A 24,518-nucleotide genomic window follows, 5' to 3' on the forward strand; every position below is an offset into this window, starting at 1 on the left:
GACCTCCTTGTGATAATTCATAATTCATAATGCATAATGCATAATGCATAATTCAGGTGTCCGCTGCTGCGGACGGATAGTAAATATCCTGATTTACACTTATTTTTATAATTATATCATAAAAGATCGGAAATAGCAAGGCGGGCGGAGCCGAAGCTGTCCGATATTATCTCCGTCAGCTCTGCCCTTGCGGCGATAAAGGCTTCAAGCTGAGTCATGAGCTCCTCCGCACGGGCGATGCAGTCCTCGGTGGTCTTGCCGCGGAAGTACTTCTCCTCACGCAGGCTGTCTGCCAGATACCTGACCGCCAGCTCTCCCGTACTCCGCAAAATGCCGTAGTAAAGGGAGTTTACCTCCTCCGCGGTGAGAAGTCCGTCAAGTCCCTCCGCAAAGCCCTGTGCAGCGGCACGGACAGGGGACAGGTCTGACATATCGTTTTTGCATACCGAGCGCACCAGGTCTCCGAAGTCAATGGCAGCATAGCCCTCCATGACGGTGTCAAGGTCGATGACCGTAAGGGCTTCCCCGATAAGGACGTTATCGGTCTTGGCGTCGCCGTGGATCATACGCCTCGGGAGCTCCTCTGTGAACACGGCGTCCAGCTCCTTTTTCAGCTCCTCAAGCCGCGGAGCCCTTCCGCCAAGAGCGGTAAGCTCCATATAATAGCTGCCGAAGTCGTGGTAGCCTTTCGGAAGAGCAGCAGGACTCAGTTTCCTGCCCTCCATTACCCGGATAAAGGAGCCGAAAGCCAGTCCCGCAGCCGCGGGCTTGTCCGCGGCTGTTGCGGTCGCGGAAAGATACCTGTATATACGCCAGACTTCTTCATCCGCGACCGCATATGTTTTATCGCCGCAGGCGATAAAACACGGGACGGTCACCCCTATGTCGCCTGCCTTACCGAAGGCTTCGGAGATAACAGCGATGTTGTCCATAACAGCCTCGGAACAGGGGAATACAGAGCGGTTAAGCCCCTGGAGCACATACCGTTCTCCGCCGCAGTCCGCGAGGAATGTGCGGTTTATGTGTCCCCTGTTCAGCTCTGTCAGCTTTTCAGCCTCGGGAAGCCCGAAAAGAGTGGGTATACAGCGTATTTCCATGTTATCACTCCTGCCCTTGTGGATAGTGAATGGTTTTCTGTGTGCAAAAAGAACGGGCGCACACTGTGCGCCCCTACTGTTTTAGTTCTTCAGGCTCTGCATAGGTGCAGGGATACGTCCGCCGCGGTTGATGAACTTGGCAGGAGACTTCTCCCTGATAGGCATAACGGGACCGCTTCCCAGCAGACCGCCGAATTCAAGGGTTTCGCCCTCCTTCTTGCCGATGGCAGGGATAAGACGTACCGCTGTGGTCTTGGAGTTCACCATGCCGATAGCAGCTTCGTCTGCAATGATAGCGGAAATGGTCTCGGGACTTATCTCTCCCGGAACTACTATCATGTCAAGACCAACGGAGCATACTGCTGTCATGGCTTCCAGCTTTTCGAGGCTGAGAACACCTGCAACTGCGGCATCTATCATGCCTGCGTCCTCGGATACGGGAATGAATGCGCCCGAAAGTCCGCCAACAGTGGACGAAGCCATTACGCCGCCCTTCTTGACTGCGTCGTTGAGCATTGCAAGGCAGGCTGTGGTGCCGTGGGTACCGCACATTTCCAGTCCCATTTCCTCAAGGATATGGGCAACACTGTCGCCTACAGCAGGTGTGGGAGCCAGAGACAGGTCTACTATACCGAAGGGAACGCCAAGGAGCTCGGAAGCTCTTGCGCCTACCAGCTGTCCCATACGGGTTATCTTGAATGCGGTCTTCTTGATGATGTCCGCAATTTCGTTTATTGAAGCGTCGGGGTACTTTGTAAGAGCTGCGCGTACAACTCCGGGACCCGAAACGCCCACGTGTATCTCACAGTCGGGCTCGCCTACGCCGTGGAAGGCGCCTGCCATGAAGGGGTTATCCTCAACGGCATTACAGAAGACTACCAGCTTTGCAGGTCCTATGCAGTCGCGGTCTGCGGTCTTTACGGCAGCTTCCTTGACTATCTGACCCATGAGCTTGACAGCGTCCATATTGATACCCGACTTTGTAGAGCCTATATTTACAGATGAGCAAATATTCTGTGTAACGTCAAGAGCCTCTGGGATAGACTTGATAAGAGCCATATCTCCTGCGCTGAAGCCCTTGTGCACCAGTGCCGAATAGCCGCCGATGAAGTTTACGCCGCAGGTATCCGCAGCTCTCTGGAGAGTCTTTGCGAACTTGACGGGGTCACCGTCGGGGCAGGCTGCTGCCAGCATAGCTATGGGAGTTACGGAGATACGCTTGTTTACGATGGGGATTCCGTACTCCTTCTCTATCTGCTGACCAACAGGCACAAGATCGCCTGCCTTGGTCACTATCTTGTTGTAGACCTTCTCACAGGCCTTGTCTATATCCGTGTCGATACAGTCAAGGAGAGATATACCCATAGTGATAGTACGTATATCAAGGCACTCGTCCTGTATCATGCGGATAGTTTCAAGAATATTATATACGTTAAGCATTTAGCGGACTTCCTTTCATCAGACACTGTGCATGGAGTTGAAAATATCCTCGTGCATTGTGTGGATAGAGAGCCCCAGCTCTGTACCAAGGGCAGTCATCCTGTCAACAAGCTCCGAGAAATCGCCCTTTATAGCTGATATATCCACCAGCATAATCATAGCGAACATATCCTGAAGAACGCTCTGTGTCACCTCTATAACATTAACATTGTACTCGGCACAGATACCGCTTACCTTGTGGAGGATACCGACAGTATCCTTACCGATAACAGTTACAACTGCTCTCATAATCAAAAACCTCCGTTTTGTTGTTATATGGGGAGCCCCCATATGATTGATATAATTATATCATACCTGCCCTGCAAAGTCAATATCGCTTTTTCAGTGCTTAGTGCTTAGCAGGGGTGCCCATCTGGCGTGCGCCGATAACGCAATAACCGAATAAACCTGTGTAGGGGGCGCCGTACCCTGTACTGCTCACTAATAACTTATCACTATTCACTTTTTTTAAAAAACAGTGGAAATTTGCTTCGTTATGTGCTATAATAATAAAATACACTAAAAAGGGGCTGAAACTATGGATCTTATCGACTGCCACACACATACTCAGTTCTCCTTTGATTCCGACGCTCCCATAGGGGACTGCATAAAACAGGCGGAGAAGCTGGGGCTTGCTGCCTATGCCATAACCGACCACTGCGAGTGCAACTGGTGGTACCCCCGTGAGCATTACGGCGATGACGTTCAGTCCGAGGACTTCGGCTTCGGTCAGGACTTTGAGCGCTCCGTGTCTGCGGTGGACAGGATAAAGAAGGAGTACAGCGGCAAGACACGTATCATCTGCGGTACGGAAATGGGACAGGGACACCATGCTCCCGACATAGCCGCTAAGATAGCGGCAGACAGGCGCCTTGACTTCATTATAGGCTCCCTGCACCAGATACGCGATGAGTGGGACTTCTATTATATCGACTGCAAGGACTTCTCCCGGGACAGGATATACGACCTGCTGGAGCGGTACTTCCGCGAGATATACGAGATGTGTACCACCGTGGAGTTCGATGTGTTGGCGCACCTTACCTACTGTCTGCGCTATATGAAGCAGAGGGACGGCATTGAGCCCGATATAAGCAGGTTTGATGAGCTTATCGCCGAGAGCTTCCGCGCACTTATCGAAAAGGGCAGGGGCATTGAGATCAACACCTCGGGTATACGTCAGGGCTTCGGGGACTGCTTCCCCGACCTTAAATACGCAAGGCTTTTCCGCGACCTGGGGGGAGAGATACTCAGTATAGGTTCCGACGCTCACAGGGCTGAGGATATAGGCTCCGACATAGAAAAGGGCATTGACATCGCACGAGCGGCAGGCTTCCGCCGCATTGCTTACTTTATTAAAAGAACACCTTATTTTATTGACATAGACTGATATTATATGAAAGGAACTGATACCATGAACGACATCGTAAAAATATTACAGCAGAACGCCCGTATCTCCAATGCGGCGCTGGGAGAGATGCTGGGCATATCCGCGGAGGAGGCTGCTGCGGAGATAGAAAAGCTTGAAAAGAGCGGAGTCATCAAGGGCTACAGCGTTATCGTTGACGATGACCTCTACGACAAGTCCATTGTTTACGCTACCATCGAGCTGAAGGTAACTCCTCAGAGAGACTGCGGCTTCGACGACATTGCCAAGACTATCATGATGTATGACGAGGTGGAGAGCGTGAACCTTATGTCCTCGGGCGCTTATGACCTTGCCGTTGAGGTAAAGGGCGACAACCTCAAGGACGTTGCCTTCTTCGTATCTGAGAGACTTGCCACTATCGACGGCATACTCTCCACATCTACCCACTTCATTCTGAAAAAATACAAGGAAAAAGGCATCTTCATCGACAGTGAAGAGCCCGATGAAAGGGGACTCGTTTGATCGTGATCGACTACGATAAGGTTCTTTCGGACAAAATAAAGAATATCAAGCCCTCGGGCATACGAAAGTTCTTCGATATTGCAGGAACTATGGAGGGAGTCATCTCCCTGGGCGTGGGTGAGCCCGACTTCAATACTCCCTGGGCTATCAGGAAGGCTGCCATAAAGGTGCTGGAGCGCAAGCACATAATCTATGGCCCCAACAAGGGACTTGTGCCTCTGAGAAACACCATTTCCGCTCACCTTGAGAAAAAGCACGGCGTAAAATACGATCCCGACAAGGAAATGATCGTGACCGTGGGCGGCTCAGAGGCTATCGACCTTGCTGTAAGAGGCCTCCTTGACCCCGGCGACGAGGTGCTGGTGGTGGAGCCCTGCTTCGTATGCTATGCTCCGCTTGTGGAGCTGGCAGGCGGTGTGCCCGTATCGGTGCCCACAAGGATAGAGAACAACTTCAAGCTGACCCTTGAGGACTTCAAAGACAAGGTCACAGAGCGCACAAAGCTGCTCATACTGCCATTCCCCAACAATCCCACGGGAGCAGTAATGACTAAGGAGGACCTGGAGCCCATTGCCGAGTTCCTCCGCGATACCAATATAATGATACTATCCGACGAGATTTATTCGGAGCTCACCTACGGCAGAAAGCATTTCTCCATCATCGAGCTGGAGGGCATGAGAGAGCGGACTATCTACGTCAACGGCTTCTCCAAGGCTTATGCCATGACGGGCTGGAGACTGGGCTATGTTGCTGCTCCGGAGCCTGTTATCAGCCAGATCTCAAAGATACACCAGTACGGTATCATGTGCAGTCCCTTTATCAGCCAGAATGCCGCTGTTGAGGCACTTACCTCCTGCGACGCCGAGGTGGACAAGATGGTGGACGAGTATAATATCCGCCGCCGCTATCTGGTGGGCGAGTTCAACCGCCTGGGACTTACCTGCTTCAATCCCGAGGGAGCCTTCTATGTGTTCCCATGTATCAAGAGCACCGGTCTCACCAGCGAGGAGTTCTGCGAGAGACTGCTCTTTGAGGAGAAGGTGGCAACAGTCCCCGGAAGCGCCTTCGGAGAGAGCGGAGAGGGCTATATCCGCATATCCTACGCCTATTCCCTCAAGCACCTCATGGAGGCTATAAGCCGTATCGAGAAATTCCTGAAGAAGCTGGAGGCTGAAAAGTAATGAGGGTAAAGACTGCTGCAAAGGTAAATCTTGCACTGGACGTTACGGGAAAGCTGCCCAACGGCTATCACACCATCGAAAGTGTTTTTCAGACCGTGGGGCTCTACGACGAGGTGTCTGTGGAGCTTACCGAGGCAGGAATAGAACTGAGCTGTGACGTCCCCGCGGAGTTCGCTGCTGCGGACCCCATACCCTGCGATGAGCGCAATATCGCTTACAAAGCCGCAAAGCTGTTCTTTGAGGAGAACGGTATGGACTGCGGCTGCCGTATACACATAAAAAAAGGTATCCCCTCACAGGCAGGCATGGGCGGCGGCAGCACCGATGCGGCTGCTGTGCTTTACTGCCTCGGTGAGCTGACGGGAAAGAGCGTCAGTGCTCCCGAAAAGCTGGGGGCTGATGTGCCGTTCTTCCTGACGGGCGGGACCGCCTATGTGGAAGGCATCGGCGAGAAGATAACTCCGATCTCCGATTATTCGGGACGTATCCTGGTTATCGCCAAGGGCGGCGAGGGAGTCTCCACAGCAGAGGCTTATAGGAACATAGACGCCCTCGAAGCACCTCAGCACCCCGACGCAAAGGCTCTGGCGGAGGCTATAGACGGCGCTCCCGACACAGCCTGGGAACATTTCGGCAATCTCTTTGAGCAGGCGGTCTGCCTTGAGGAAGTGGACAAGCTGAAGTCCGCAATGCTCAACAAGGACGCTCTCAGAGCTGTCATGACGGGAAGCGGCTCGGCAGTTTTCGGACTTTTTGAGACCCGTGAGCAGGCTGAGATATGCGCGGAAAAGCTGAAAAAATGGGGGTATTTCTCCGCAGTCTGCGAGACTGTTTCCGAGAGCTTCGTCATTATCTGAAAGCTCTGCTGCCGAAAGTACAATTATATATGTTTGCGAAGGGACGACTATTTCGTCCCTTTTTTGCACTCTATACAGCAGAACAGCACGGGGACTGCCGCCGGCAGCGGTCTTGAGCTTTTTGTTCATAATTTTGGCATTTTGATGAAAATTAACAAAATCTATTGACAAGATGATAATATTCAGTTATAATTATGGTGTAAATCGAAGCTATCGATTTTTAATTCTTTGCTGAAAGGTGTTGAAAACATTATGGGTAAATTTATCATCAAGGCTACAAAAACAGGCTTCACATTCAGCCTGAAGGCAGGCAACGGCGAGGTCATCGCTACAGGCGGAGAGGTATACAACACTCTCGCAAGTGTAAAGAACGGTATCGCCAGCGTTGCTAAAAATGCTCCCGTGGCTAATCTTGAGGATCAGACCATTGAGGGATACCAGACAGAGTCAAATCCGAAGTTCGAGATATATAAGGACAAGTCGGGCGCGTTCAGATTCCGCCTTAAAGCAAAAAACGGTGAGATCATTGCCGCCAGCGAGGGCTACGTGAAGAAGGACAGCTGCAAGAAGGGTATCGCCAGCGTAAGAAAGAACGCTGTTGATGCTCCCGTTATCGAGCCCGAGCCCGAGAAAAAGTAAGCCGGATATATCAGAACTGAGAGCCATAGTATTTCCGTATCGCGGAAGTGCTATGGCTTTTTTATTGGTATTTTCCCGCAAGCGTTCTGCCCTGCGTAAAAGCAGGCGGAAAAATCCGTTTGCGGCTGTGCCGCCGACCGACTGTACCAATGTGCTATAGTGAAGAAATGTCCAAAAATCTATTGACAGAACGGCTGAAATATTATATAATAATTATGTTGTATTTATTTGCATAATATTACTATGGCAGTATATGCAGCTTTGTTTTACATCATTATCCGCACATGGCGATATATATACAAGCCGCGGTTTTTTAAATATGATAACGGAACAAAAATTTGGACGGGATAACGTCCGTCTATCTTTTGCGGGTCTGCCCACTTGTCAGGGCAAGACTCTTGATCTATATATTTATAAATGAATAAAATAATGCGGCATTTACCGCCTTTAAGTAATAATTAAAACATGATACAAACTTTTAATTATATCAGAAAAGGAGGTAATGCACTGTATGAACCCGGGTCTGGCTATTGTTCTTATCCTCGTTGCACTGGCAGGCGGTGTCTTTCTGGGCTATATGCTTTTCTTCAAGAAGGGCGTTGCAGCAGGTGTCGAACAGCGTAAGCGCGATGCAGAGGCTATCGTCGGTTCTGCTGAACAGCAGGCTGAACGTATTGTCGAGGACGCCGAAAAGGATGCCGACAATAAGAAGAAGAGCGCTCTCATAGAGGCTAAGGACGAAATACATAAGCTCCGCACAGAAGCGGACAAGGAGATCAAGGATCGCAGAGCAGAGCTGTCACGTCAGGAAAGACGTATGCAGCAGAAGGAAGAGAATTTAGACAAGAAAACCGATAACCTCGAGAAAAAGGAGGAAACCCTCAACCAGAAGATCAAATCAGCCGATGAAAAGCTGAAGGAGGCTGACTCTATCAAGAAGAGCCAGATGGATATTCTGGAGCGTATTTCCGAGTTTACCAAGGATCAGGCTAAGGAGTACATAATCTCAAAGCTTGAGGACGACCTCGTCCACGAAAAGGCTGTCAAGGTCGCTGCTTATGAGCAGATGATCAAGGACGAATGTCAGGAGAAGGCAAGAAGCTATATCTCACTGGCTATCGCCAAGGTGGCTGCGGATCAGGTGTCCGAGGCGGCTGTCTCAGTCGTTCCTCTTCCAAATGACGAGATGAAAGGCCGTATAATCGGCCGTGAAGGACGTAACATCAGGACTCTTGAGACCCTCACAGGCGTCGATCTCATCATCGACGATACCCCCGAGGCTATCACTATTTCCTGCTTCGACCAGATCAGACGTGAGGTCGCAAGGATCGCTCTCGAAAAGCTTATCGCTGACGGACGTATCCACCCCACACGTATCGAGGAAATGGTCGAGAAAGCCCGCCGCGAAGTGGAATACCGCATCAAGCAGGAGGGCGAAAGAGCTGTTATCGAGACCAATGTTCACGGTCTCAACCACGAGCTCATCAAGCTTATCGGACGCCTCAAGTTCCGTACAAGCTACAGACAGAACGTCCTTGACCACTCTATCGAGGTCGCAAAGCTCTGCGGAGTTCTCGCTTCCGAGCTGGGCGTTGACGCTAACATGGCGAGACGTGCGGGACTTCTCCACGATATCGGTAAGGCACTCACCTCCGAGATCGAGGGCTCACACGTTCAGATCGGTGTTGACGTTTGTAAAAAATACAACGAAAATCCTGTTATTATCCACGCTGTTGAGGCTCACCATAACGATGTCGAGCCCAGAACAGTCATTGCCTGCATAGTTCAGGCAGCCGACGCTATCTCCGCTGCAAGACCTGCCGCAAGAAGCGAAAACTACGAAAGCTACATCAAGCGCCTCCAGAAGCTTGAGGAGATATGCAACTCCTATGACGGCGTTGAGAAGTGCTTTGCTGTACAGGCAGGACGTGAAGTCAGGATCATGGTCGTTCCCGAGGTCATCAACGATGAGAAGATGGTCCTCGTCGCAAGACAGATCGCTCAGCAGATCGAGTCTGAGATGGATTATCCGGGACAGATCAAGGTCAACCTTATCCGCGAGAGCAGGGTCACTGACTACGCTAAATAATTCGACCGCTGCGGATCGGATAGTTACCGCGTATGCTTCGGCTGTCGGGCTTTATGCTCGACAGCCGTTCCTTTTATTTTGCTGTGAAGGCAGGAGGGGAGAGAAATATATAAAGATAACTTATTCCTCATGTCTTCAGAACAAAATGTTCGTATAAAATACGAAGGGGGTATTTTTATGAAAAGGAAGTCATTGCTCAAATGGCTTACATCAGCAGCTTTTACAGCACTTATGGCTGCTGCGGTGATACCTGCCTCCGCAGGCGCGGAATGGCGGCAGGTAGACAGAATGGGTGACCTGAACGGCGACGGCGCCGTCAATGTGGCGGATATAGTCACCCTCACAAGACACCTTCTCGGCAAAGAAAAGCTTTCCTCAACGGGCACCTACAGTATCGGCGGTTCCTACTACGTTATAGGCAGCGTAGCAGACAAGAACAGCCTCTCTGCGGCAGGTGCACAGAAGGGGCAGAGCCTTATCCAGAAGGCAGACCTCGACAGAGACGGCGTTATCGATTCCCTGGATCTTTCAAGGCTCAGGAAGAATATCGTTTCATCAAAGCCTCAGGACGAGATCTACCGCTGGTATGAGACCACAACTACCACAACGACCACTACCACTACCACAACTACCACAACGACTACCACCACAACCACCACGGCTCCGCCGAAGAAGGACTTCATTCCTGCACCTATCTACGATATGTACGGCACCCTGCCGTCACAGGGGGACTCGAACCTCATCATATTCTATGTTGATTTCCCCGACTGTAAATTTGATTATCTGCCCTCAACCGACCGTATCGAGGAGATAGCCTTCGGCGCTGAGAATGCAGAATCGGCAGCTTATCCCTTCGAGAGCTTCTCGGCGTTCTACTCGCGTGCCTCAAAGGGACAGATGAAACTCAGCGGCAAGGCTTACAGATATACCTGCAAGAATAACATCTCCTCCTATGAGGGAGACGTCTATAAGGCTGACTTCACCACAGAGGTAATTAAGGCTATGGACGGCGTTGTGGACTATTCACAGTTCGACGCTGATCACGACAAGACCATCGACGCTATCCTGTTCTGCGTGCCTAATTCGTCCGATGAGAACGAGTGGTGGCCCTGTGCAGGCGGCTTCGGCGGCAATTACTGGATGAAGGCGGACGGTATGTCCATAGGCCATGTCATCACAGGCAACGCCGCTATCAAGGGCGATAACGATTACACCGACTTCACCTCTACCTACCTCCATGAAATGGGTCACTGCATGGGACTTCCCGACTATTATCTCTACGACAGGGACGATTTCGAGGGTATGCACGGCTCCGCAGGCTATGACCTCATGGACGAGGCTTATTCGGATTTCAGCTCAATATCCAAGCTGATGCTGGGCTGGTACAGAGAGGATCAGATACAGGTCTATGACAGCTCAAAGGGCACACAGACCTTCACTCTCACCAACGGACAGTCCGCCGAGGGCAACTGCCTCATCATTCCGCGTGGGCAGCTGAACAGCGCTTATAAGTCGGAGTACTTCATACTTGAGTACACCACCCTTGACGCCAACAACAGCCAGGTCAAGCCCCATTTCTGGTGGAGACCTACGGGAAGCGGCGTGAGACTGCTCCATATCAATGCCACAGAGGCGGACGACGGCTGGCGCAAGTACTTTATGTACGAGAGCGGCAACAACGAAATGACCAACAACGATGAGGGCATACGCTTCATCAGACTGGTAAATGACGGTGACAAGGACAATCTCCTCCGCAAGGGCAGCCGCGTTGACGGAAGTACCCCGGGCTTTGCCTGGTATGACCTGTCCTCGGGAGCTCAGAGCGTTGCCACTGACTTTATCATAACCGTGGGAGACAAGAACGGCGACAGCTACACAGTTACTGTATCACCGAAATAAATTCTGTATAAGGGCAGAAAGGAAAGAGTTAAATGCCAAAAACCATATTCCATTCAACTGAAAAATCTAATTTTATTCTCAATATGACTGAGGAGCAGTATTCAAAGCTGGCTTCAAGGGGACTTGCCATTGCTATGCTTATGACTCCGCTCTTCACTCTTATCCCCGAGATAATGCACGAGGGACTTACCAGCAAGGCTACCTACGCTATCTCCGCAGGCGGTCTTGTGGCAGGCGGCGTTATCGCAATGATAATCGCTATTATCGCCTTTATGAAGAAGTACATAGGAAAACGTCTCATAGTTCCCATAGGCGCTATGGTCATTATGGAGCTCTGGGGAATATTCTCCCTGACAAGAGGCGTTATCCTGAGCTATTCTTTCTACGGCTACCCCGAGAGAGGCGAGGGAATGCTCGCCATCATCTTCTACTTCTGCTTCTTTGCCTCAGCCTCCGCGCTGAAGCGTGAGACTGCCCTCCGCACCATAATTGACGGTATCGTAGGCGTGGGACTGCTCAACAGTATCATCGCTCTCATACAGGTGTTCGGAGGTGTGCTCAGCCGCTATGTGCTTATAACCTCCGATACAAAGATAAATGCAGCGTCGGGACTTTCAATGTCACCTCTGTTCCTTGCGATGGTGCTGACTCTTTCGCTTACCGCCGCACTTATCAGCTTCATCTCCTCTGAGAACAAGAAGCGCAGCATCGGTATGCTGGTCTGTGCAGCACTGTTCTCATTCGTTATGATGTACACCTATTCCTTCATCGGCTTCTGCGGACTGGGCTTTGCTCTTATCGCAGCAGTCGCAGCAGTATTCGTGCTGAAGGCTCCGAAGAAGAAGCTTCTCAGCGTTCCTGTCAGCATTGCTGCCGCAGCAGGCGCTGTCGCTCTGGTCTTTGCGGGAGCTATCGGAAATATAAGCTCCTACAGGCTCTATGACGGAAGGATACTCTGGTGGGCAGACGCCTACATGAGAGTCTCTGCTTCGGGTACATTCGATCCGAGAGTTGTGGACATTGATGACACAGCAGACGTTTACTTCTATCTGAACAGAAGAGCAATGGACGTCATCGAGAATAATCCTCTTACGGGAACAGGTCCCGAGCAGCTTGCCTTCGCTGTGTTCAAAGCTCCTGAGGATCTGAGCGGCTACAGCGGCATAACAGAGGTCATCTCTGCCAGCAAGGGCAGCTTCGACAAGGTATATAACGAGTACCTCTACACCACAGCTACAAGAGGCGTGGTATCGGGTATCGCTCTGGTAATAACCGTTCTCTCGTCAGTTGCTCTGGGCTTTGCAGCCTTCCGCAAAAAACGCAGCGCCGAGACCTTCACTATATTCGTTCTTACCCTTGGCGGAGTTCTTATCTTCCTCATCGGCTGCAGCAGCATACCCTATGCTCCTGTTTTCTGGACAGCTGCGGGAGCTGCCTGTGCTGAACTGAAGTCGGACAAGCAGAAGAAGGCGGAAAAGAAAAACGCTGAGAAAACTGAAAAGAAGACACCGGAGAAAAACACAAAGAAAGCAAAGGCTTGAGCTTTGTGATACGATAATGAAAATAAGATGAAATTTAAAGCCTGAGAGTCTGACTCTCAGGCTTTCTTTCGGCGATTTTACGCGGTTTGACAGGTGTAAATGTAAGTAAATACTAACAAAAAACTCTTGATTTTTAGCTTGGATATGCTACAATATAAATAACGTGGAGCGCTGCTCCCGAATAACACGGAGGTGTATGTATATGGCATATATTATTTCTGATGATTGCGTAGCTTGCGGTGCTTGTGCAGGTGAGTGTCCTGTTGGCGCTATCTCTGAGGGCGACGGAAAGTACGTTATCGATGCAGACGCTTGTGTTGAGTGCGGTGCTTGTGCAGGTGTATGTCCTGTAGGCGCTCCTAACGCTGAGTGATCCAACAAAAAGCAGATAAGCAGTTCCATTTGAGGAACTGCTTATTTTTTTGCCCTTTTCTCAGCTGCAGCAGCCTGTGCGCTTTACGAATGAGTTGCAGTCGGTACATTCGGGGACAGTGGGATCATCCTCGTGCGTGCCTACGGAAATGCAGTCAAGAGAGCAGTAATTCTCTGACACAAGGTTGTGGCGGCACTGTGAAACGTCACATTTGATGCTCTTGTTTTTCTTCTTATCGTCCATGATAAACACCTCTTTAAGAGTATTTACCCTTTCGGGCAAGAATAGTATGCCCTTATATTTGTGAATTATTCGTGATGGAATGATTACAGCATGAATACAAATCAGACTGCCATATTGACTTTTTGAAATGTTTGTGATAGTATTATCATATGGGGTTATATGCCCATAATGATATACCTACAGGAGGGGATCTTTATGTTTAACAAGGATCAGAATAATTTTGAAAATCAGCCTATGAACAGCGACTTCAGCGTTTCGGGCGTAGAGCCTGTTACAAAGAAGAGCAAGGGCAAGAAAGCAGCGGTGATCGGGGGAATATCCGCAGCAGTTATCGCAGGCGGCGGCGCTACGGCGTACGGCGTTTCCGATACAGTTAAGAATCAGGTAAAGCTCCGCGTAAGCTCTCCCGAGAAGTATTACGCATGGGTGACCGAAAAGAATTCCAAGACAATTGGCGAGTCAGTAAGCGAGGCTTACAAGAAGGGCCTTGACAAATACGAAAAGGGTCAGACCATCGACTTCAAGGTATCATTTGAGCCTACCGATGATACAAAGGAACTGCTGAAGAATGAGCTCTCAGGCGACTATTACAGTGAGGAAGAGAATGAGGCTGTTGCGTCTGTCCTTGACATTATCGACAAAAATGACAAGTACACTTTAAGCGCAGAGGTCGCAAATAAGAAGGGCAGCTTCGACGCAGGTCTGGATCTTATCCTCGGCGACGAGAATATTGTCGGCGCAGACGTTATCGCTGATGCAGATGCTTCCGATTACTTCTTCCGTATCCCCGAGCTCAAGGAGCAGTGGATAGGCATCGAGTACGGAAAGCTCATGGAGACTGTTCTGGATGAGTTAGACCTTGACAGTGATCCTACAGCATCATATAAGGATATACTGAAGGACCCCGAGTCATTCCTCTCACCCGAGGACGTAGAGACTGAGGTCAACAGATATGCCGCAGTATGGTCCAATTTCGCAAGTGATGTTGAGCTTGAGAAGAAGGAAGAGGTCGACATCTGCGATATTACCGTAAATTACACAGTTGCTACAGTAGACCTGACAGAAAAGGACATCGCAAAGCTCCAGCTTGATTTCCTCAAGGAGCTCCGCGACGATGAGATCGTCATGAATATCCTCACGGACAAGCTTGATCTTCTTGAAGAGGACGAGTTTACTGAGGAACTCGACGGAGAGATCGAGGATATAAAGACCGACCTCAAGGACGACTACTATGATGACGATGAAAAGGTCATTTTCGTTGATACATACATCGATGCCACAGGTACTATCCGCGGTCTGAAGTTCTATGATGATGACAACGCTTTCACTGCGGTCATTGGCAAGGACGGCGACAGCATTCGTGGTGAGCTCACATTCATAGAGGGCGGCGAGGAGCAGTTCTCCGCAAAGCTCACAGCTGAGGAGGATCACAAGAAGTACACAGGCGACCTTGAGTTCACATACAATGAGGTAAGCTACGACTACACCGACGACGATTACGAAAAGAAGCTCACTCCCGTAACTATCTCAGTTCTTTTCGAGAACGTTGAGGTCGTAGACGAGGAGAAGGGCTACTTCAACGGCGATTTCACAGTGAATATCCCCGACACAGCTCCCTTCGCTGTTAATTGCAGCGCTGACAAGGACGGTCAGAACGTAAGCTGTGACATCGTTATCGACGGCACAAACTACGGCAAGCTCTCGTTTGACTACTCAGTTGACTTTAAGGCTGACATCGAAGTTCCCGACAAGGGCGGCGCATTCATTATCGATTTTAACAGCGAGGAAGCTCCCGATTTTGAGTCATATGCTTCCAAGGACGATTTCAGCGGCTTCATCAGCGGCGTTCTTACAAGGGCAGGCATGGACGGCGACTTTGTTGACAAGTTCTCAGAATCCATAACAAATGAGCTCTATGACGATCTTGGCAATGACATTGATCTCGACTTTGACGATGATGACTTCGATTTAGATGACGACGATGATCTTGACTTCGATGATGATGACGACGATCTTGACTTCGACGAAGATGATGACGATTACGATGATTATGACTTCCAGTTCAATCCCGACGACTTCAAGTATGAGGACTATAAGGACTTCATGACCGAGGATGAGTTCAACGAATGGATGGACGAGATGAAGAAGTACTACGACGAGTACGAGAGCTCATCAACTAAGGCAAACTGATAAAACAGTAATAAAAAAGACCTCCGTGAGATACGGAGGTCTTTTTTATGCTAATATAACTGACTTTCGCGGTATTTTCTGAGAATGAAAAAGGCAAAGAGCAGCACAAGTCCGACTATAAGGCAAATACAGCCAAGGACCGTGAATGTGATGCCTAATGCATTTATGCTGTCCTCAGTCTCATTAAAGTAGAAAAGAGCGGTGTCATTCGGGTCGTAGTGGATAGTTACCCTGCTGCCCACGCTCAGTGATGTATCTGAGGAGGAGAGGGTAGGGTATTTGAAAATATCGTCGTTCTCCACGGTTATAGTGTATTCATTGCGGGTCTTGGTACGATTTTTTTCCCTGCCGTTTAAGTAATAGCTTTCATTGTAGTGTTCTGTCTTAACATCTGTCACAACGCCATAGACCGTGCCTGTGCATTTTTTCTCCAGACTGCTTGTGAGGCAGTCACAGAAGATGGTCAGCAGGAAAAATATAGCTGCCAGACCGAGAAATACTGCAACAAGAGTTATCTTGCGCTTTCTGCTCATATCGTCCTTGAAGACGAAGCCGCTGTCACCGCCTGTCATTACTTTTCGGAAAGGCTCCTGAGCCTGCTCAGGATTATATTTGCGGCATCGAACTTGGACATGAGCTCCATTTCCTCGTCGCCGTCCTTGGTTATCATGGTGATGATGTTGGTGTCGGTGCCGAAGCCGGAGCCTGCCTTCCTCAGCGAGTTTGCGCATATCATATCGCAGTTCTTCTTGGTAAGCTTCTTACGGGAGTTCTCGATAACGTTGTCAGTCTCCATGGAGAAGCCGCAGACCACCTGTCCCTCGCGGCGGTGCTCGCCGATATAGGCAAGAATATCCGTGGTGCGCTTCAGGGGTATGCTCATATCCCCGTCGGACTTCTTTATCTTGCTGTCGGCAGTGGTAACGGGAGTATAGTCCGCTACGGCGGCAGCCTTTATGATGATGTCGGTCTCGTCAAGACGCTCCCTTACGGCATTGAACATATCCTCCGCAGACTTTACGGGGACAACGTTCACGAACATGGGGGGCTCCACATCGGTATGTGCAGCAACAACCGTTACCTCTGCGCCGCGGAGCATTGCTGCTCTTGCAAGTGCAAAGCCCATCTTGCCGCTGGAATGGTTTGAGATGAAGCGTACAGGGTCTATGCTCTCGCGGGTAGCACCTGCGGTGACCAGTATGCGCTTGCCTGCCAGGTCCTTCTCAAAGGCAGCCTCGCGGACGATGTACTCCAGAAGGGTCTCCTCGTCGGGGAGCTTTCCGTCGCCGATGTCGCGGTTTGCCAGCATACCGCGGACCGGCTCCACTATCTCATAGCCGAACTTTCTCAGCTTGTCAAGATTGTCCTGGACTATGGGGTTGTGGAACATATTATGGTTCATGGCAGGAGCGATTATCTTCTTGCAGGTACACGCCATGACAGTTGTGGTCAGCATATCGTCTGCAATGCCGTTTGCTATCTTGCCTATGACGTTTGCGGAGGCAGGAGCTATCATGACTACATCTGCCTTCTTTGCGATCGAGACGTGTTCCACGCTGTACTCGAAGTTGCGGTCAAAGGTGTCGATGAGGCACTTGTGCTGAGTAAGGGTCTCAAAGGTAAGAGGGTGTACGAAATTAAGGGAGTTTGGCGTCATAGCAACGTGAACATCTGCCCCCAGCTTGGTCAGCATACGGGCAAGGTTGCAGGTCTTGTAAATGGCTATGGAGCTTGTCACTCCCAGTAAAACTGTTTTTCCTGTAAGCATATTATCCACCTCATATACGGAGCTCATTGGGACACTCCTCACCTTTGTGACAGGTGATGATGTTGTTCACAGTGGTCTCGGCGATATTGCTGAGAGCCTCCTCTGTGAGGAATGCCTGATGAGAAGTTACGATAACGTTTGGCATGGAAATAAGACGGGCGAGAGTATCGTCGGCGATGATGTGTCCCGAGAAGTCCTGGAAGAAAACGTCAGCCTCCTCCTCGTATACATCAAGGCAGGCAGCGCCTATCTTACGGGCTTTTATTCCCTCAAGGAGAGCCTCTGCGTCGATGAGGGCGCCTCTTGAGGTATTGATTATGACTACGCCCTTCTTGAGCTTGTCCACTGACTTTTCGTCGATAAGGTGATAGGTCTCGTCGGTGAGAGGGCAGTGGAATGAGATTATGTCGCTGCGGCTGAACAGCTCGTCCAGCTCAACGTATTCGATACCGCTGTCCTTTGCGGGGAACTTATCATAGGCGATGACGTTCATGCCGAAGCCGCGGCATATATTGATGAAGATGCGTCCTATCTTACCTGTTCCCACAACGCCCACGGTCTTGCCGTGAAGGTCGAAGCCTGTAAGTCCGTTCAGTGAGAAGTTGTGATCCCTTGTGCGGATATAAGCCTTGTGGACGCGGCGTATTGAGGTCAGCAGCAGAGCCATGGCGTGCTCGGCGACTGCATAGGGTGAGTAGGCGGGGACGCTTACGACCGTTATTTTGCCCTTGGCGTACTGTATGTCCACATTGTTGTAGCCTGCACAGCGGAGCGCCAGAGTCTTCACGCCCAGCTCACAGAGCCTGTCGATAACGGCGGCGTTGACGGTGTCGTTTACGAATACGCACACAGCTTCGCAGCCCTTTGCCAGCTCTGCCGTGTCCTCGTTGAGCTTGGTCTCGTAGAACTTGAAGCGTATGCCGTTTTCGCTGCCGAACTTCTCGAATGATGGCATATCGTAGGGCTTTGCGTCAAAAAACGCGACTTTCATTGCATTACCTTCTTTCGTTATGATGTGTTTACAGCCGACGGAAGCGTTCACGTCGGCTGTTTTGATTATTTACACTATCTTGGCGAATATTCCTGCCAGAGAAGCGATATAGGTCTTCTGAACGGTCTCGGCAGGTATTACCTCGCCGTTTATCTCAAGGTCCATAGTTGCGCAGGCGTCTGCAACGAGAGACACCTCATAGCCGTGGTCCATAGCGGCGCGGACAGTGGTGTCAACGCACATATGGGTCATCATGCCGCATACTATGAGCTTTTCCACCCCGAGACTGCGGAGGCAGTCATTGAGCTCTGTACCCAGGAAGCTGTTGGGGCAGTACTTATTGATAACAATGTCTGTGGGAAGGGGCTTTATGCGGTCCGAGATCTCGCAGCCGTAGGTCCCTTCGTTGAAGAAAGTCTCATCATCGGGGTTGATGTGTCGTATGTAGATGATGTGCCTGCCGATACGGCGGCTCTCGCTGATAAGCTCGGCAATGCGCGCCTCAGCCTGTCTGGGGTTATGGAGCTCGCAGGCTCCGCCCTCGAAGTAATCGTTTTGAACGTCAATGATGATCAAAGCTTCTTTCATATTCATATCTCCCTAAGAAAAAGTGCTGTATCCGCCTGCTGAAACAGCGGCAGATATTTTTTTATTTTAGTATACCACATCGCGGCAGTTGTGTCAATTAATTGAGCAGTAGTCATAATCACGAAATCTTACCCTTAAAAACGCAAAAAAATGTGAAGGCAGTGACCGTCCCCCTTCCTTGCTATTATATATTCTTTATGCTATAATGAATACAAAGTATTCATTATAAATTATTAAAAGCCCTTGCAGATACGCAGATCGGAGATCTGCTCCCTGCAATCGGGCAATTACAGCATAACGCTCCGCTTTTATGCTGTAATTATTATTGCCATTCAACGGTGATAATGAATATTTAAGAAACAGATAAGAAATTAATAGCAGTATGATAAAGAAGTTTTCCCGGAAATACGCTATACTTAGATCACAGGATAAATGCGGCGCCCTCGGGGTGCCGCGGAAAAGGAGAATATTATGGGTACTGCTGTATTACATACGGAAAAGCTGTGCAAGACCTTCTCCAACGGAGGCTTCCAGCAGCACGTTATCAAAAATCTGGATATTGAGATCCGCGAGAAGGATTTCACTGTAATAATGGGAGCCTCGGGCTCCGGAAAGTCCACTCTGCTCTATGCACTTTCGGGTATGGACAAGCCCACTCTGGGCAAGGTATTCTTCGGAAAGGAGGATATTTCGGACTATTCCAACGACCGGCTCGCCATATTCCGCAGAAAGAACTGCGGCTTCGTGTTCCAGAGCATATACCTTCTGGAGAATATGAACGTTTTCGACAACGTGATGACAGGTGCTCTCGTAGCACAGAAGAACTCTCCTGAGCTTATCAAAAAGGCGGAGGACCTGCTGATAAAGGTAGGCATAAACAAGGAGACCTGGAAGAAGTATCCCAATCAGCTCTCGGGCGGTGAGTGCCAGCGTGTGGGCATTGTCCGCGCTGTCATCAATGAGCCCGCCATACTCTTTGCGGACGAGCCTACGGGAAGTCTCAACTCAGCCTCAAGCCGTGATGTGCTGGACATCTTCACCGAGCTTCACAGCAAGGGACAGAGCATAGTCATGGTAACTCATGACATAAGGACAGCCCTCCGCGGAAACAGGGTCATCTTCCTTTCCGACGGCTCGGTTGTAGGAGAGCATGAGATGCCGCCCTACGGCACCGACGATCTGAAAAAGCGCCGTGACGGGCTTCAGGATTTCCTTGACAGGATGGGATGGTGACGGCAATGGAAAAGATCCTGAGATTATCATGGGCGAATATCAGAAAGCACAAGCTTGAGACTGCCGCCCTTGTGGTTCTGGTCACTCTTTGTATGCTGCTCATGGGCTCTGCATTGGAGGGAATAAAGGGAGCAAAGTCCATATTCCCCCACCTCATGGAGCATACCTGCAGATATGAGAACCATATATTCATTCCCGATGAGTATTACAAAGAGGCGTTCGCAGATATACTCGCCTCTGACGAGAGAGTTTCCGATGCCGCTCACGCAGAGGTCATCTACAGTATGAGCACTGATTACCTGGACGACGAGGGCAAGGAACAGGCTTTGACTATGTGCTTCTCTACCGGGTACAGCCACGAGATACTGGAGCTCTCAGAGATAGAGACAACTCTCAGCGACGAGGAGATCGCTGCTCTTGAGCACCCCATCTATATGCCCTATGCGGCAAGAGACAGCATGGGCTATAAGGTGGGAGACGACTTCGACATGATCTTCGGTACCCGCAGGTTTTCCTTTGTGATCGCAGGCTTCTATGACGCCATACTCTTTGATACTCCCGGCGTCGGTCTGAAAATGATCGTCAGCGATCAGGATTATCATCTGCTTGAGGCGATCATTGATAAGTATACTGTGCTGGCATATAATGACGGTCAGGGCAAGGGCGGAGATAAGCTGCTGGAGGAAACCCTCAGAGAATTCGATGAATATTCAAACTCCAATGTGAGTGACAACGTTATGTCTGCCCTGTATAAGGATCTGAAAGAGGGCATCACATATGATACGGATGTCCTGCTGAAGATACTTGTGGGCATGGCGGTCCTTATCATAATCGCAGTTGCAATAATGATACGCTTCAGGATAGCAGGAGATATAAAGGATCAGATAGTGAATATCGGCGTTCTTGAGGCTATGGGCTATACCTCAAAGAATATCACCCTTTCCTACGTTCTTGAGTACCTGCTCATCACTGTTGCGGGCATAATCATCGGTACAGCAGGCTGCTTCCTGGTGTCGCCTGCTTTCTTCCGCACGGGAGAGATAATGTCGGGACACCTCAGCGACAGCAGGATAACTGCAAAGCCCCTTATCGTAACTGCTGTTATTATAATCGCTTTCGTGACGGTCATTTCATTCCTGAGAGCAAGAGCCGTAAGGAAGTTCCCGCCTGTTCAGGCATTCCGCAAAGGACAGGGCGACCACCGCTTCGGCAGGGAGCATTTCCCACTGAGAAAGACAAAGAGCAGCGTACACCTCCGTCTCGCCATGAAGGGCTTCGTACAGAACTTCAAACAGAATCTGGGACTTACAGTTTGTATCACCGCTGCATCTGCGGCGATAGTATTCTGCTTCATCATATTCACCTTCTTCAGCGGCGGTATGAGCGCTATCTCAAAGAGCTCGGGCATTGAGCTCAGCGATATGAAGATAACTCTTATCAATCCAACGGACACGAAATGGCTGGCAGAGGAGCTTGAGACTCTTCCCGAGGTAAGAAAGGCTACTCCCACATCAGGCGAGAGCATCATGATAAATATGCCCGAAAAGAAACAGGTGCTCCTGCCCACGGCTTTCACCAGCTTTGACGTTACAGAGAACATCTTCACCTCAGAGGGACGATACCCTCAGCATGACAACGAGATAATGCTGACAAATATGCTGGGCAAGCTTGACGGCTTCAGCACAGGTGACAGTGTTACCCTGGAATACAACGGAGTAAAGAGACAATACATCATCACAGGCTTCGTCACCTCGCTTACCAACGGCGGTATCAACCTCTATATCACCGAGGACGGAATGAAAAGACTTATCCCCACCTATGCTCCCGATACCATAGAGCTTTATCTGAAGGACGGAGTTGATGCGGATGAGTTCAAATATACTCTCACCGACAGATACGGCAGGAGCATCGCAGATGCAGGCAATGCGGCTGATGGAGAGGGCTCATATGAGGACAGGATAAGGGCTGAGGCTGAAAAGCAGATAGCCGAGATCATCGCCAATCAGGGCGGCAACCATGTTGAGTACGCTATACAGTCGGGTGATACTGTCATCAAGGGCAGCAGCAGCGGCTTTATCATTGACTCTGTCATCAATCTGAGCGGCGTTATTAAAACTCAGCTGGCAGGCATGGCAAAGGCAATATCCGCACTGACGACCGTGCTCATGCTGCTTTCGGCACTGGTGGTAATGATAATACTCTTTATCCTTATGGAGTCTTCCATAAGACGCCAGCGCAAGGAATTCGGCGTAATGAAGAGCATGGGATACACCTCCCGTGAGCTTATGCTCCAGCTGGCGTTCAGGATAATGCCTGCGGCTGTTATATCGGTGGCTGTCGGTACGGCTTTTTCGGTTATTGCTGTAAAGCTCTTCGCAAGTTTTATCGGCGTTATCGAAACAAATATGGCAGCAGTATTCTTCATGGACGCGGTATTGCTCCTGTTCTGCTTCCTGTGTGCATATGCAGGCGCAAGAAAGATCAAGAAAATATCCGTATACGAGCTTATGACGGAGTAAGGGAGGACAGGTATGAGAAAAGGCAGGATAGCTTCAATTCTGGCTGCGGCTGTTATGACGGCCACAGCGGCGGCTATGCCCGTAAATGCAGGCCGCACCACAGAAAAGGATAACGTCTCCGGGAAGGGGGACACCCTCTCCTGTGTAGGCTCGGTAAGCAAAATGTTCGCGACTACCGCAGTAATGCAGCTTGCAGAGCAGGGAAAGGTGGATATAGACAAGCCGGTAACGGAGTATCTTCCCGATTTCCGTATGGCTGACCCCAGGTACAAGGACATCACCGTCCGTATGCTCATGAACCACACATCGGGACTCATGGGGACCACAGAGGGCGACTTCATGCTCTATGATGACAGGGACGCCGCTCCCCATGATACCATGCTGGCTGAGCTGAGCAGTCAGAGACTCAAGGCTGACCCCGGAGACTTCGGCGCCTACTGCAACGACGGTTTCGAGGTGCTGGAGCTCATCGTTGAGGCGGTGAGCGGAGAGAGCTTCACCGACTATGTGGACGGTCATATCTGCGATCCCCTGGGGCTTACACAGACAGGAACTCCCTGGAACGCCTTCCGCACAGAGGAGCAGGTGGACACCTTTACAGGCAAGAATATCGCCATTGCTCCCGACTACTGCATGGATCTGGGCTCGGGAGGAATAATGTCCACGGCGGCTGAGCTGTGCAGCTTCGGCAGCACATTTTTCAGCGGAGACAACAGGCTCTTGTCGGAAAAGTCCAAGAAGGAAATGGGCAGAGCAGCCGCAAAGGACCGTTATGAGGACGGCTTCGGACTGGGCTGGGACCAGACCGAGTATGAGGATTACAGCGCAGCAGGAGTAAAGGTGGTCTCCAAGGGCGGAGACGTAATGCACCAGCACGCAAGCCTTGTAGTGGCTCCCGATGAGGAGATAAGCGTATCGGTGCTTTCCTCGGGCGGAAACAGCACCGTGAACCAGCTCATGGCAATGGCTCTCATGGACATTGCCCTTGCGGAGAAGGGGATAAATATCTCTCACCCCAAGCCCGAAAAGGCGGAGACTCTGGACAAGGTACCCGAGAAGTACCTGTCCTATGCGGGAATATACATCTCCTCAGATGCCGAATATGAGGTAGCGTTCCCCGACGGGGAATATATGGAGATAACCGTGCTGACGGAAGAAAGACGGAAGACACAGCAGTTTATGTATACCGCCGACGACAGGTTCGTGCAGGTGGAGGGCTCGGTGAAGGCGGGAAGAGCTGTACAGCCCAAAAACGCTTCACTGCTCAGCTTCCGCAGCAGGAACGGCATTGACTATATCTGTGCCGATGAATATATGGGTTCAGGGGATATAGGTGCACAGTACCGTTACTATAAAATGCAGAAGGCTGAGCCCAATCCCGTAAGCGATGAGGCTCAGAAGGCATGGGACGAGAGGAGCGGCAGGAGGTATTACCTGTATAACGGAAAATATTCCAATGCCGTATATAACGGGGAGGAAGTCGTTTCCTTCAGAACTGCTCCCGAGGCAGAGGGGTATGTTTCGGGCAGTAAGATAATTGACAAGGACCACCTGGAGGCGGCTCTGAAAATGCCCGGCGGACGTGACCTCAGAGATGTTGAGATCAGATATGAGGACGGTAAGGAATTTGCGGTGGCTGAAAACTGCGCTCTGGAGTTCATCTCCGAGGAGGCTATACCCGAGTTCACAGGCGGTATCTCAGAGGTGGAGCTTTCCACTAAAAAGGCTGTGTGGTTCAGGACAGCCGATAACGAGTCCAGGACCATTACTCTGGATATACCCGAAAATGCTGCGGTATATGTCTATGATTCGGTGGATCGTGTCGTATACTCCAGCTACATGAAAGATCATGGGGATTCAGTTCCCCTGCCCGCAAAGGGAAAGATAGTGTTCCTGGGCGAGGACGGCGGGACCGTGAAGATCAGCAGTTGAAAGGAGAGTAT

General features: G+C 50.4%; 21 protein-coding genes. 13 read left to right on the forward strand and 8 right to left on the reverse strand.

The window, feature by feature from the left end; genetic code table 11:
- Positions 1-116: 116 nt before the first annotated feature.
- The 3 genes from T488_RS0104175 to T488_RS0104185 form a co-directional block, all read right to left on the reverse strand.
- Positions 117-1,097, reverse strand: a complete 981-nt coding sequence (locus tag T488_RS0104175) for a phosphotransferase enzyme family protein (protein ID WP_028519714.1) — start codon at positions 1,095-1,097, stop codon at positions 117-119.
- A gap of 81 nt (positions 1,098-1,178) precedes the next feature.
- Entirely contained in the window at positions 1,179-2,537 is a 1,359-nt protein-coding gene (locus T488_RS0104180) for a PFL family protein (RefSeq protein WP_028519715.1), read from the reverse strand.
- Positions 2,538-2,555: 18 nt separating this feature from the next.
- Positions 2,556-2,825: an ACT domain-containing protein gene (locus tag T488_RS0104185; protein ID WP_028515335.1), complete on the reverse strand. Its 270-nt coding sequence runs from the start codon at positions 2,823-2,825 to the stop codon at positions 2,556-2,558.
- Between the two features lie 289 nt (positions 2,826-3,114).
- Here T488_RS0104185 and T488_RS0104190 point away from each other — a divergent pair, with 289 nt between their 5' ends.
- The 9 genes from T488_RS0104190 to T488_RS0104230 all read left to right on the forward strand — a co-directional run bounded on the left by T488_RS0104190 (position 3,115) and on the right by T488_RS0104230 (position 13,043).
- Positions 3,115-3,963, forward strand: a complete 849-nt coding sequence (locus T488_RS0104190; RefSeq protein ID WP_028519716.1) for a histidinol-phosphatase HisJ family protein — start codon at positions 3,115-3,117, stop codon at positions 3,961-3,963.
- A gap of 6 nt (positions 3,964-3,969) precedes the next feature.
- Entirely contained in the window at positions 3,970-4,464 is a 495-nt protein-coding gene (locus T488_RS0104195) for an Lrp/AsnC family transcriptional regulator (protein ID WP_242838298.1), read from the forward strand.
- Positions 4,465-4,466: 2 nt separating this feature from the next.
- Entirely contained in the window at positions 4,467-5,645 is a 1,179-nt protein-coding gene (locus T488_RS0104200) for an aminotransferase class I/II-fold pyridoxal phosphate-dependent enzyme (protein WP_037297069.1), read from the forward strand.
- Complete coding sequence (ispE, locus tag T488_RS0104205; protein WP_028519719.1) at positions 5,645-6,502, forward strand: 4-(cytidine 5'-diphospho)-2-C-methyl-D-erythritol kinase; 858 nt, start codon at positions 5,645-5,647, stop codon at positions 6,500-6,502. Before T488_RS0104200 ends, ispE begins: the two co-directional genes overlap by 1 nt.
- A gap of 252 nt (positions 6,503-6,754) precedes the next feature.
- Positions 6,755-7,141, forward strand: coding sequence for a YegP family protein (locus T488_RS0104210; protein WP_028519720.1), 387 nt, complete (start codon positions 6,755-6,757; stop codon positions 7,139-7,141).
- A 511-nt stretch (positions 7,142-7,652) separates the two neighbouring features.
- Positions 7,653-9,230 (forward strand): ribonuclease Y, encoded by a 1,578-nt coding sequence (gene rny / locus T488_RS0104215; RefSeq protein WP_028519721.1) that lies wholly within the window; start codon positions 7,653-7,655, stop codon positions 9,228-9,230.
- Between the two features lie 177 nt (positions 9,231-9,407).
- Entirely contained in the window at positions 9,408-11,129 is a 1,722-nt protein-coding gene (locus tag T488_RS0104220) for a dockerin type I domain-containing protein (protein ID WP_028519722.1), read from the forward strand.
- Between the two features lie 32 nt (positions 11,130-11,161).
- Positions 11,162-12,670 (forward strand): O-antigen ligase family protein, encoded by a 1,509-nt coding sequence (locus T488_RS16930; protein ID WP_051536256.1) that lies wholly within the window; start codon positions 11,162-11,164, stop codon positions 12,668-12,670.
- A 202-nt stretch (positions 12,671-12,872) separates the two neighbouring features.
- Positions 12,873-13,043, forward strand: coding sequence for a DUF362 domain-containing protein (locus T488_RS0104230; RefSeq protein ID WP_019680871.1), 171 nt, complete (start codon positions 12,873-12,875; stop codon positions 13,041-13,043).
- A gap of 60 nt (positions 13,044-13,103) precedes the next feature.
- Here the strand turns inward: T488_RS0104230 and T488_RS0104235 are convergent, their stop codons facing one another.
- A complete protein-coding gene (locus tag T488_RS0104235; protein ID WP_028519723.1) occupies positions 13,104-13,286 on the reverse strand; it encodes a DUF1540 domain-containing protein in 183 nt (60 codons plus the stop codon).
- A gap of 195 nt (positions 13,287-13,481) precedes the next feature.
- Here T488_RS0104235 and T488_RS19785 point away from each other — a divergent pair, with 195 nt between their 5' ends.
- Entirely contained in the window at positions 13,482-15,476 is a 1,995-nt protein-coding gene (locus T488_RS19785; RefSeq protein WP_051536258.1) for a DUF6583 family protein, read from the forward strand.
- 50 nt (positions 15,477-15,526) lie between these two features.
- Here T488_RS19785 and T488_RS0104245 read toward each other — a convergent pair whose 3' ends face one another.
- The 4 genes from T488_RS0104245 to T488_RS0104260 all read right to left on the reverse strand — a co-directional run bounded on the left by T488_RS0104245 (position 15,527) and on the right by T488_RS0104260 (position 18,823).
- On the reverse strand, positions 15,527-16,048 hold the full coding sequence (locus T488_RS0104245; RefSeq protein ID WP_028519724.1) for a DUF3592 domain-containing protein: 522 nt from the start codon (positions 16,046-16,048) through the stop codon (positions 15,527-15,529).
- Complete coding sequence (gene coaBC, locus T488_RS0104250; protein WP_028519725.1) at positions 16,048-17,244, reverse strand: bifunctional phosphopantothenoylcysteine decarboxylase/phosphopantothenate--cysteine ligase CoaBC; 1,197 nt, start codon at positions 17,242-17,244, stop codon at positions 16,048-16,050. The genes T488_RS0104245 and coaBC overlap by 1 nt, the downstream gene beginning before the upstream one ends.
- 10 nt (positions 17,245-17,254) lie before the next feature.
- Positions 17,255-18,235, reverse strand: a complete 981-nt coding sequence (locus tag T488_RS0104255; protein ID WP_028519726.1) for a 2-hydroxyacid dehydrogenase — start codon at positions 18,233-18,235, stop codon at positions 17,255-17,257.
- Between the two features lie 69 nt (positions 18,236-18,304).
- Positions 18,305-18,823, reverse strand: coding sequence for a cysteine hydrolase family protein (locus T488_RS0104260; protein WP_028519727.1), 519 nt, complete (start codon positions 18,821-18,823; stop codon positions 18,305-18,307).
- Between the two features lie 471 nt (positions 18,824-19,294).
- On the opposite strand from T488_RS0104260, the gene T488_RS0104265 reads away from it, so the two are divergent.
- From T488_RS0104265 to T488_RS0104275, 3 genes are read left to right on the forward strand one after another with little or no spacing between them, the layout of a single operon-like run.
- Positions 19,295-20,056 carry an ABC transporter ATP-binding protein gene (locus T488_RS0104265; protein WP_028519728.1) on the forward strand — a complete coding sequence of 254 codons (762 nt, stop codon included), beginning with the start codon at positions 19,295-19,297 and terminating at the stop codon, positions 20,054-20,056.
- Between the two features lie 5 nt (positions 20,057-20,061).
- Positions 20,062-22,575 carry an ABC transporter permease gene (locus T488_RS0104270; RefSeq protein WP_196243264.1) on the forward strand — a complete coding sequence of 838 codons (2,514 nt, stop codon included), beginning with the start codon at positions 20,062-20,064 and terminating at the stop codon, positions 22,573-22,575.
- A gap of 12 nt (positions 22,576-22,587) precedes the next feature.
- Positions 22,588-24,507: a serine hydrolase domain-containing protein gene (locus tag T488_RS0104275; RefSeq protein WP_028519730.1), complete on the forward strand. Its 1,920-nt coding sequence runs from the start codon at positions 22,588-22,590 to the stop codon at positions 24,505-24,507.
- Positions 24,508-24,518: the final 11 nt, after the last annotated feature.

This window comes from Ruminococcus flavefaciens ND2009, from assembly GCF_000621785.1.
GTDB classification, from domain to species: domain Bacteria; phylum Bacillota; class Clostridia; order Oscillospirales; family Ruminococcaceae; genus Ruminococcus; species Ruminococcus flavefaciens_C.

Bases quoted from the DNA above. Each gene is read 5' to 3' on its own strand.
- T488_RS0104175 (WP_028519714.1), bottom strand. From the start codon at position 1,097: ATGGAAATACGCTGTATACCCACTCTTTTCGGGCTTCCCGAGGCTGAA.
- T488_RS0104180 (WP_028519715.1), bottom strand. From the start codon at position 2,537: ATGCTTAACGTATATAATATTCTTGAAACTATCCGCATGATACAGGAC.
- T488_RS0104185 (WP_028515335.1), bottom strand. From the start codon at position 2,825: ATGAGAGCAGTTGTAACTGTTATCGGTAAGGATACTGTCGGTATCCTC.
- T488_RS0104190 (WP_028519716.1), top strand. From the start codon at position 3,115: ATGGATCTTATCGACTGCCACACACATACTCAGTTCTCCTTTGATTCC.
- T488_RS0104195 (WP_242838298.1), top strand. From the start codon at position 3,970: ATGAAAGGAACTGATACCATGAACGACATCGTAAAAATATTACAGCAG.
- ispE (WP_028519719.1), top strand. From the start codon at position 5,645: ATGAGGGTAAAGACTGCTGCAAAGGTAAATCTTGCACTGGACGTTACG.
- T488_RS0104210 (WP_028519720.1), top strand. From the start codon at position 6,755: ATGGGTAAATTTATCATCAAGGCTACAAAAACAGGCTTCACATTCAGC.
- rny (WP_028519721.1), top strand. From the start codon at position 7,653: ATGAACCCGGGTCTGGCTATTGTTCTTATCCTCGTTGCACTGGCAGGC.
- T488_RS0104220 (WP_028519722.1), top strand. From the start codon at position 9,408: ATGAAAAGGAAGTCATTGCTCAAATGGCTTACATCAGCAGCTTTTACA.
- T488_RS16930 (WP_051536256.1), top strand. From the start codon at position 11,162: ATGCCAAAAACCATATTCCATTCAACTGAAAAATCTAATTTTATTCTC.
- T488_RS0104230 (WP_019680871.1), top strand. From the start codon at position 12,873: ATGGCATATATTATTTCTGATGATTGCGTAGCTTGCGGTGCTTGTGCA.
- T488_RS0104235 (WP_028519723.1), bottom strand. From the start codon at position 13,286: ATGGACGATAAGAAGAAAAACAAGAGCATCAAATGTGACGTTTCACAG.
- T488_RS19785 (WP_051536258.1), top strand. From the start codon at position 13,482: ATGTTTAACAAGGATCAGAATAATTTTGAAAATCAGCCTATGAACAGC.
- T488_RS0104245 (WP_028519724.1), bottom strand. From the start codon at position 16,048: ATGACAGGCGGTGACAGCGGCTTCGTCTTCAAGGACGATATGAGCAGA.
- coaBC (WP_028519725.1), bottom strand. From the start codon at position 17,244: ATGCTTACAGGAAAAACAGTTTTACTGGGAGTGACAAGCTCCATAGCC.
- T488_RS0104255 (WP_028519726.1), bottom strand. From the start codon at position 18,235: ATGAAAGTCGCGTTTTTTGACGCAAAGCCCTACGATATGCCATCATTC.
- T488_RS0104260 (WP_028519727.1), bottom strand. From the start codon at position 18,823: ATGAAAGAAGCTTTGATCATCATTGACGTTCAAAACGATTACTTCGAG.
- T488_RS0104265 (WP_028519728.1), top strand. From the start codon at position 19,295: ATGGGTACTGCTGTATTACATACGGAAAAGCTGTGCAAGACCTTCTCC.
- T488_RS0104270 (WP_196243264.1), top strand. From the start codon at position 20,062: ATGGAAAAGATCCTGAGATTATCATGGGCGAATATCAGAAAGCACAAG.
- T488_RS0104275 (WP_028519730.1), top strand. From the start codon at position 22,588: ATGAGAAAAGGCAGGATAGCTTCAATTCTGGCTGCGGCTGTTATGACG.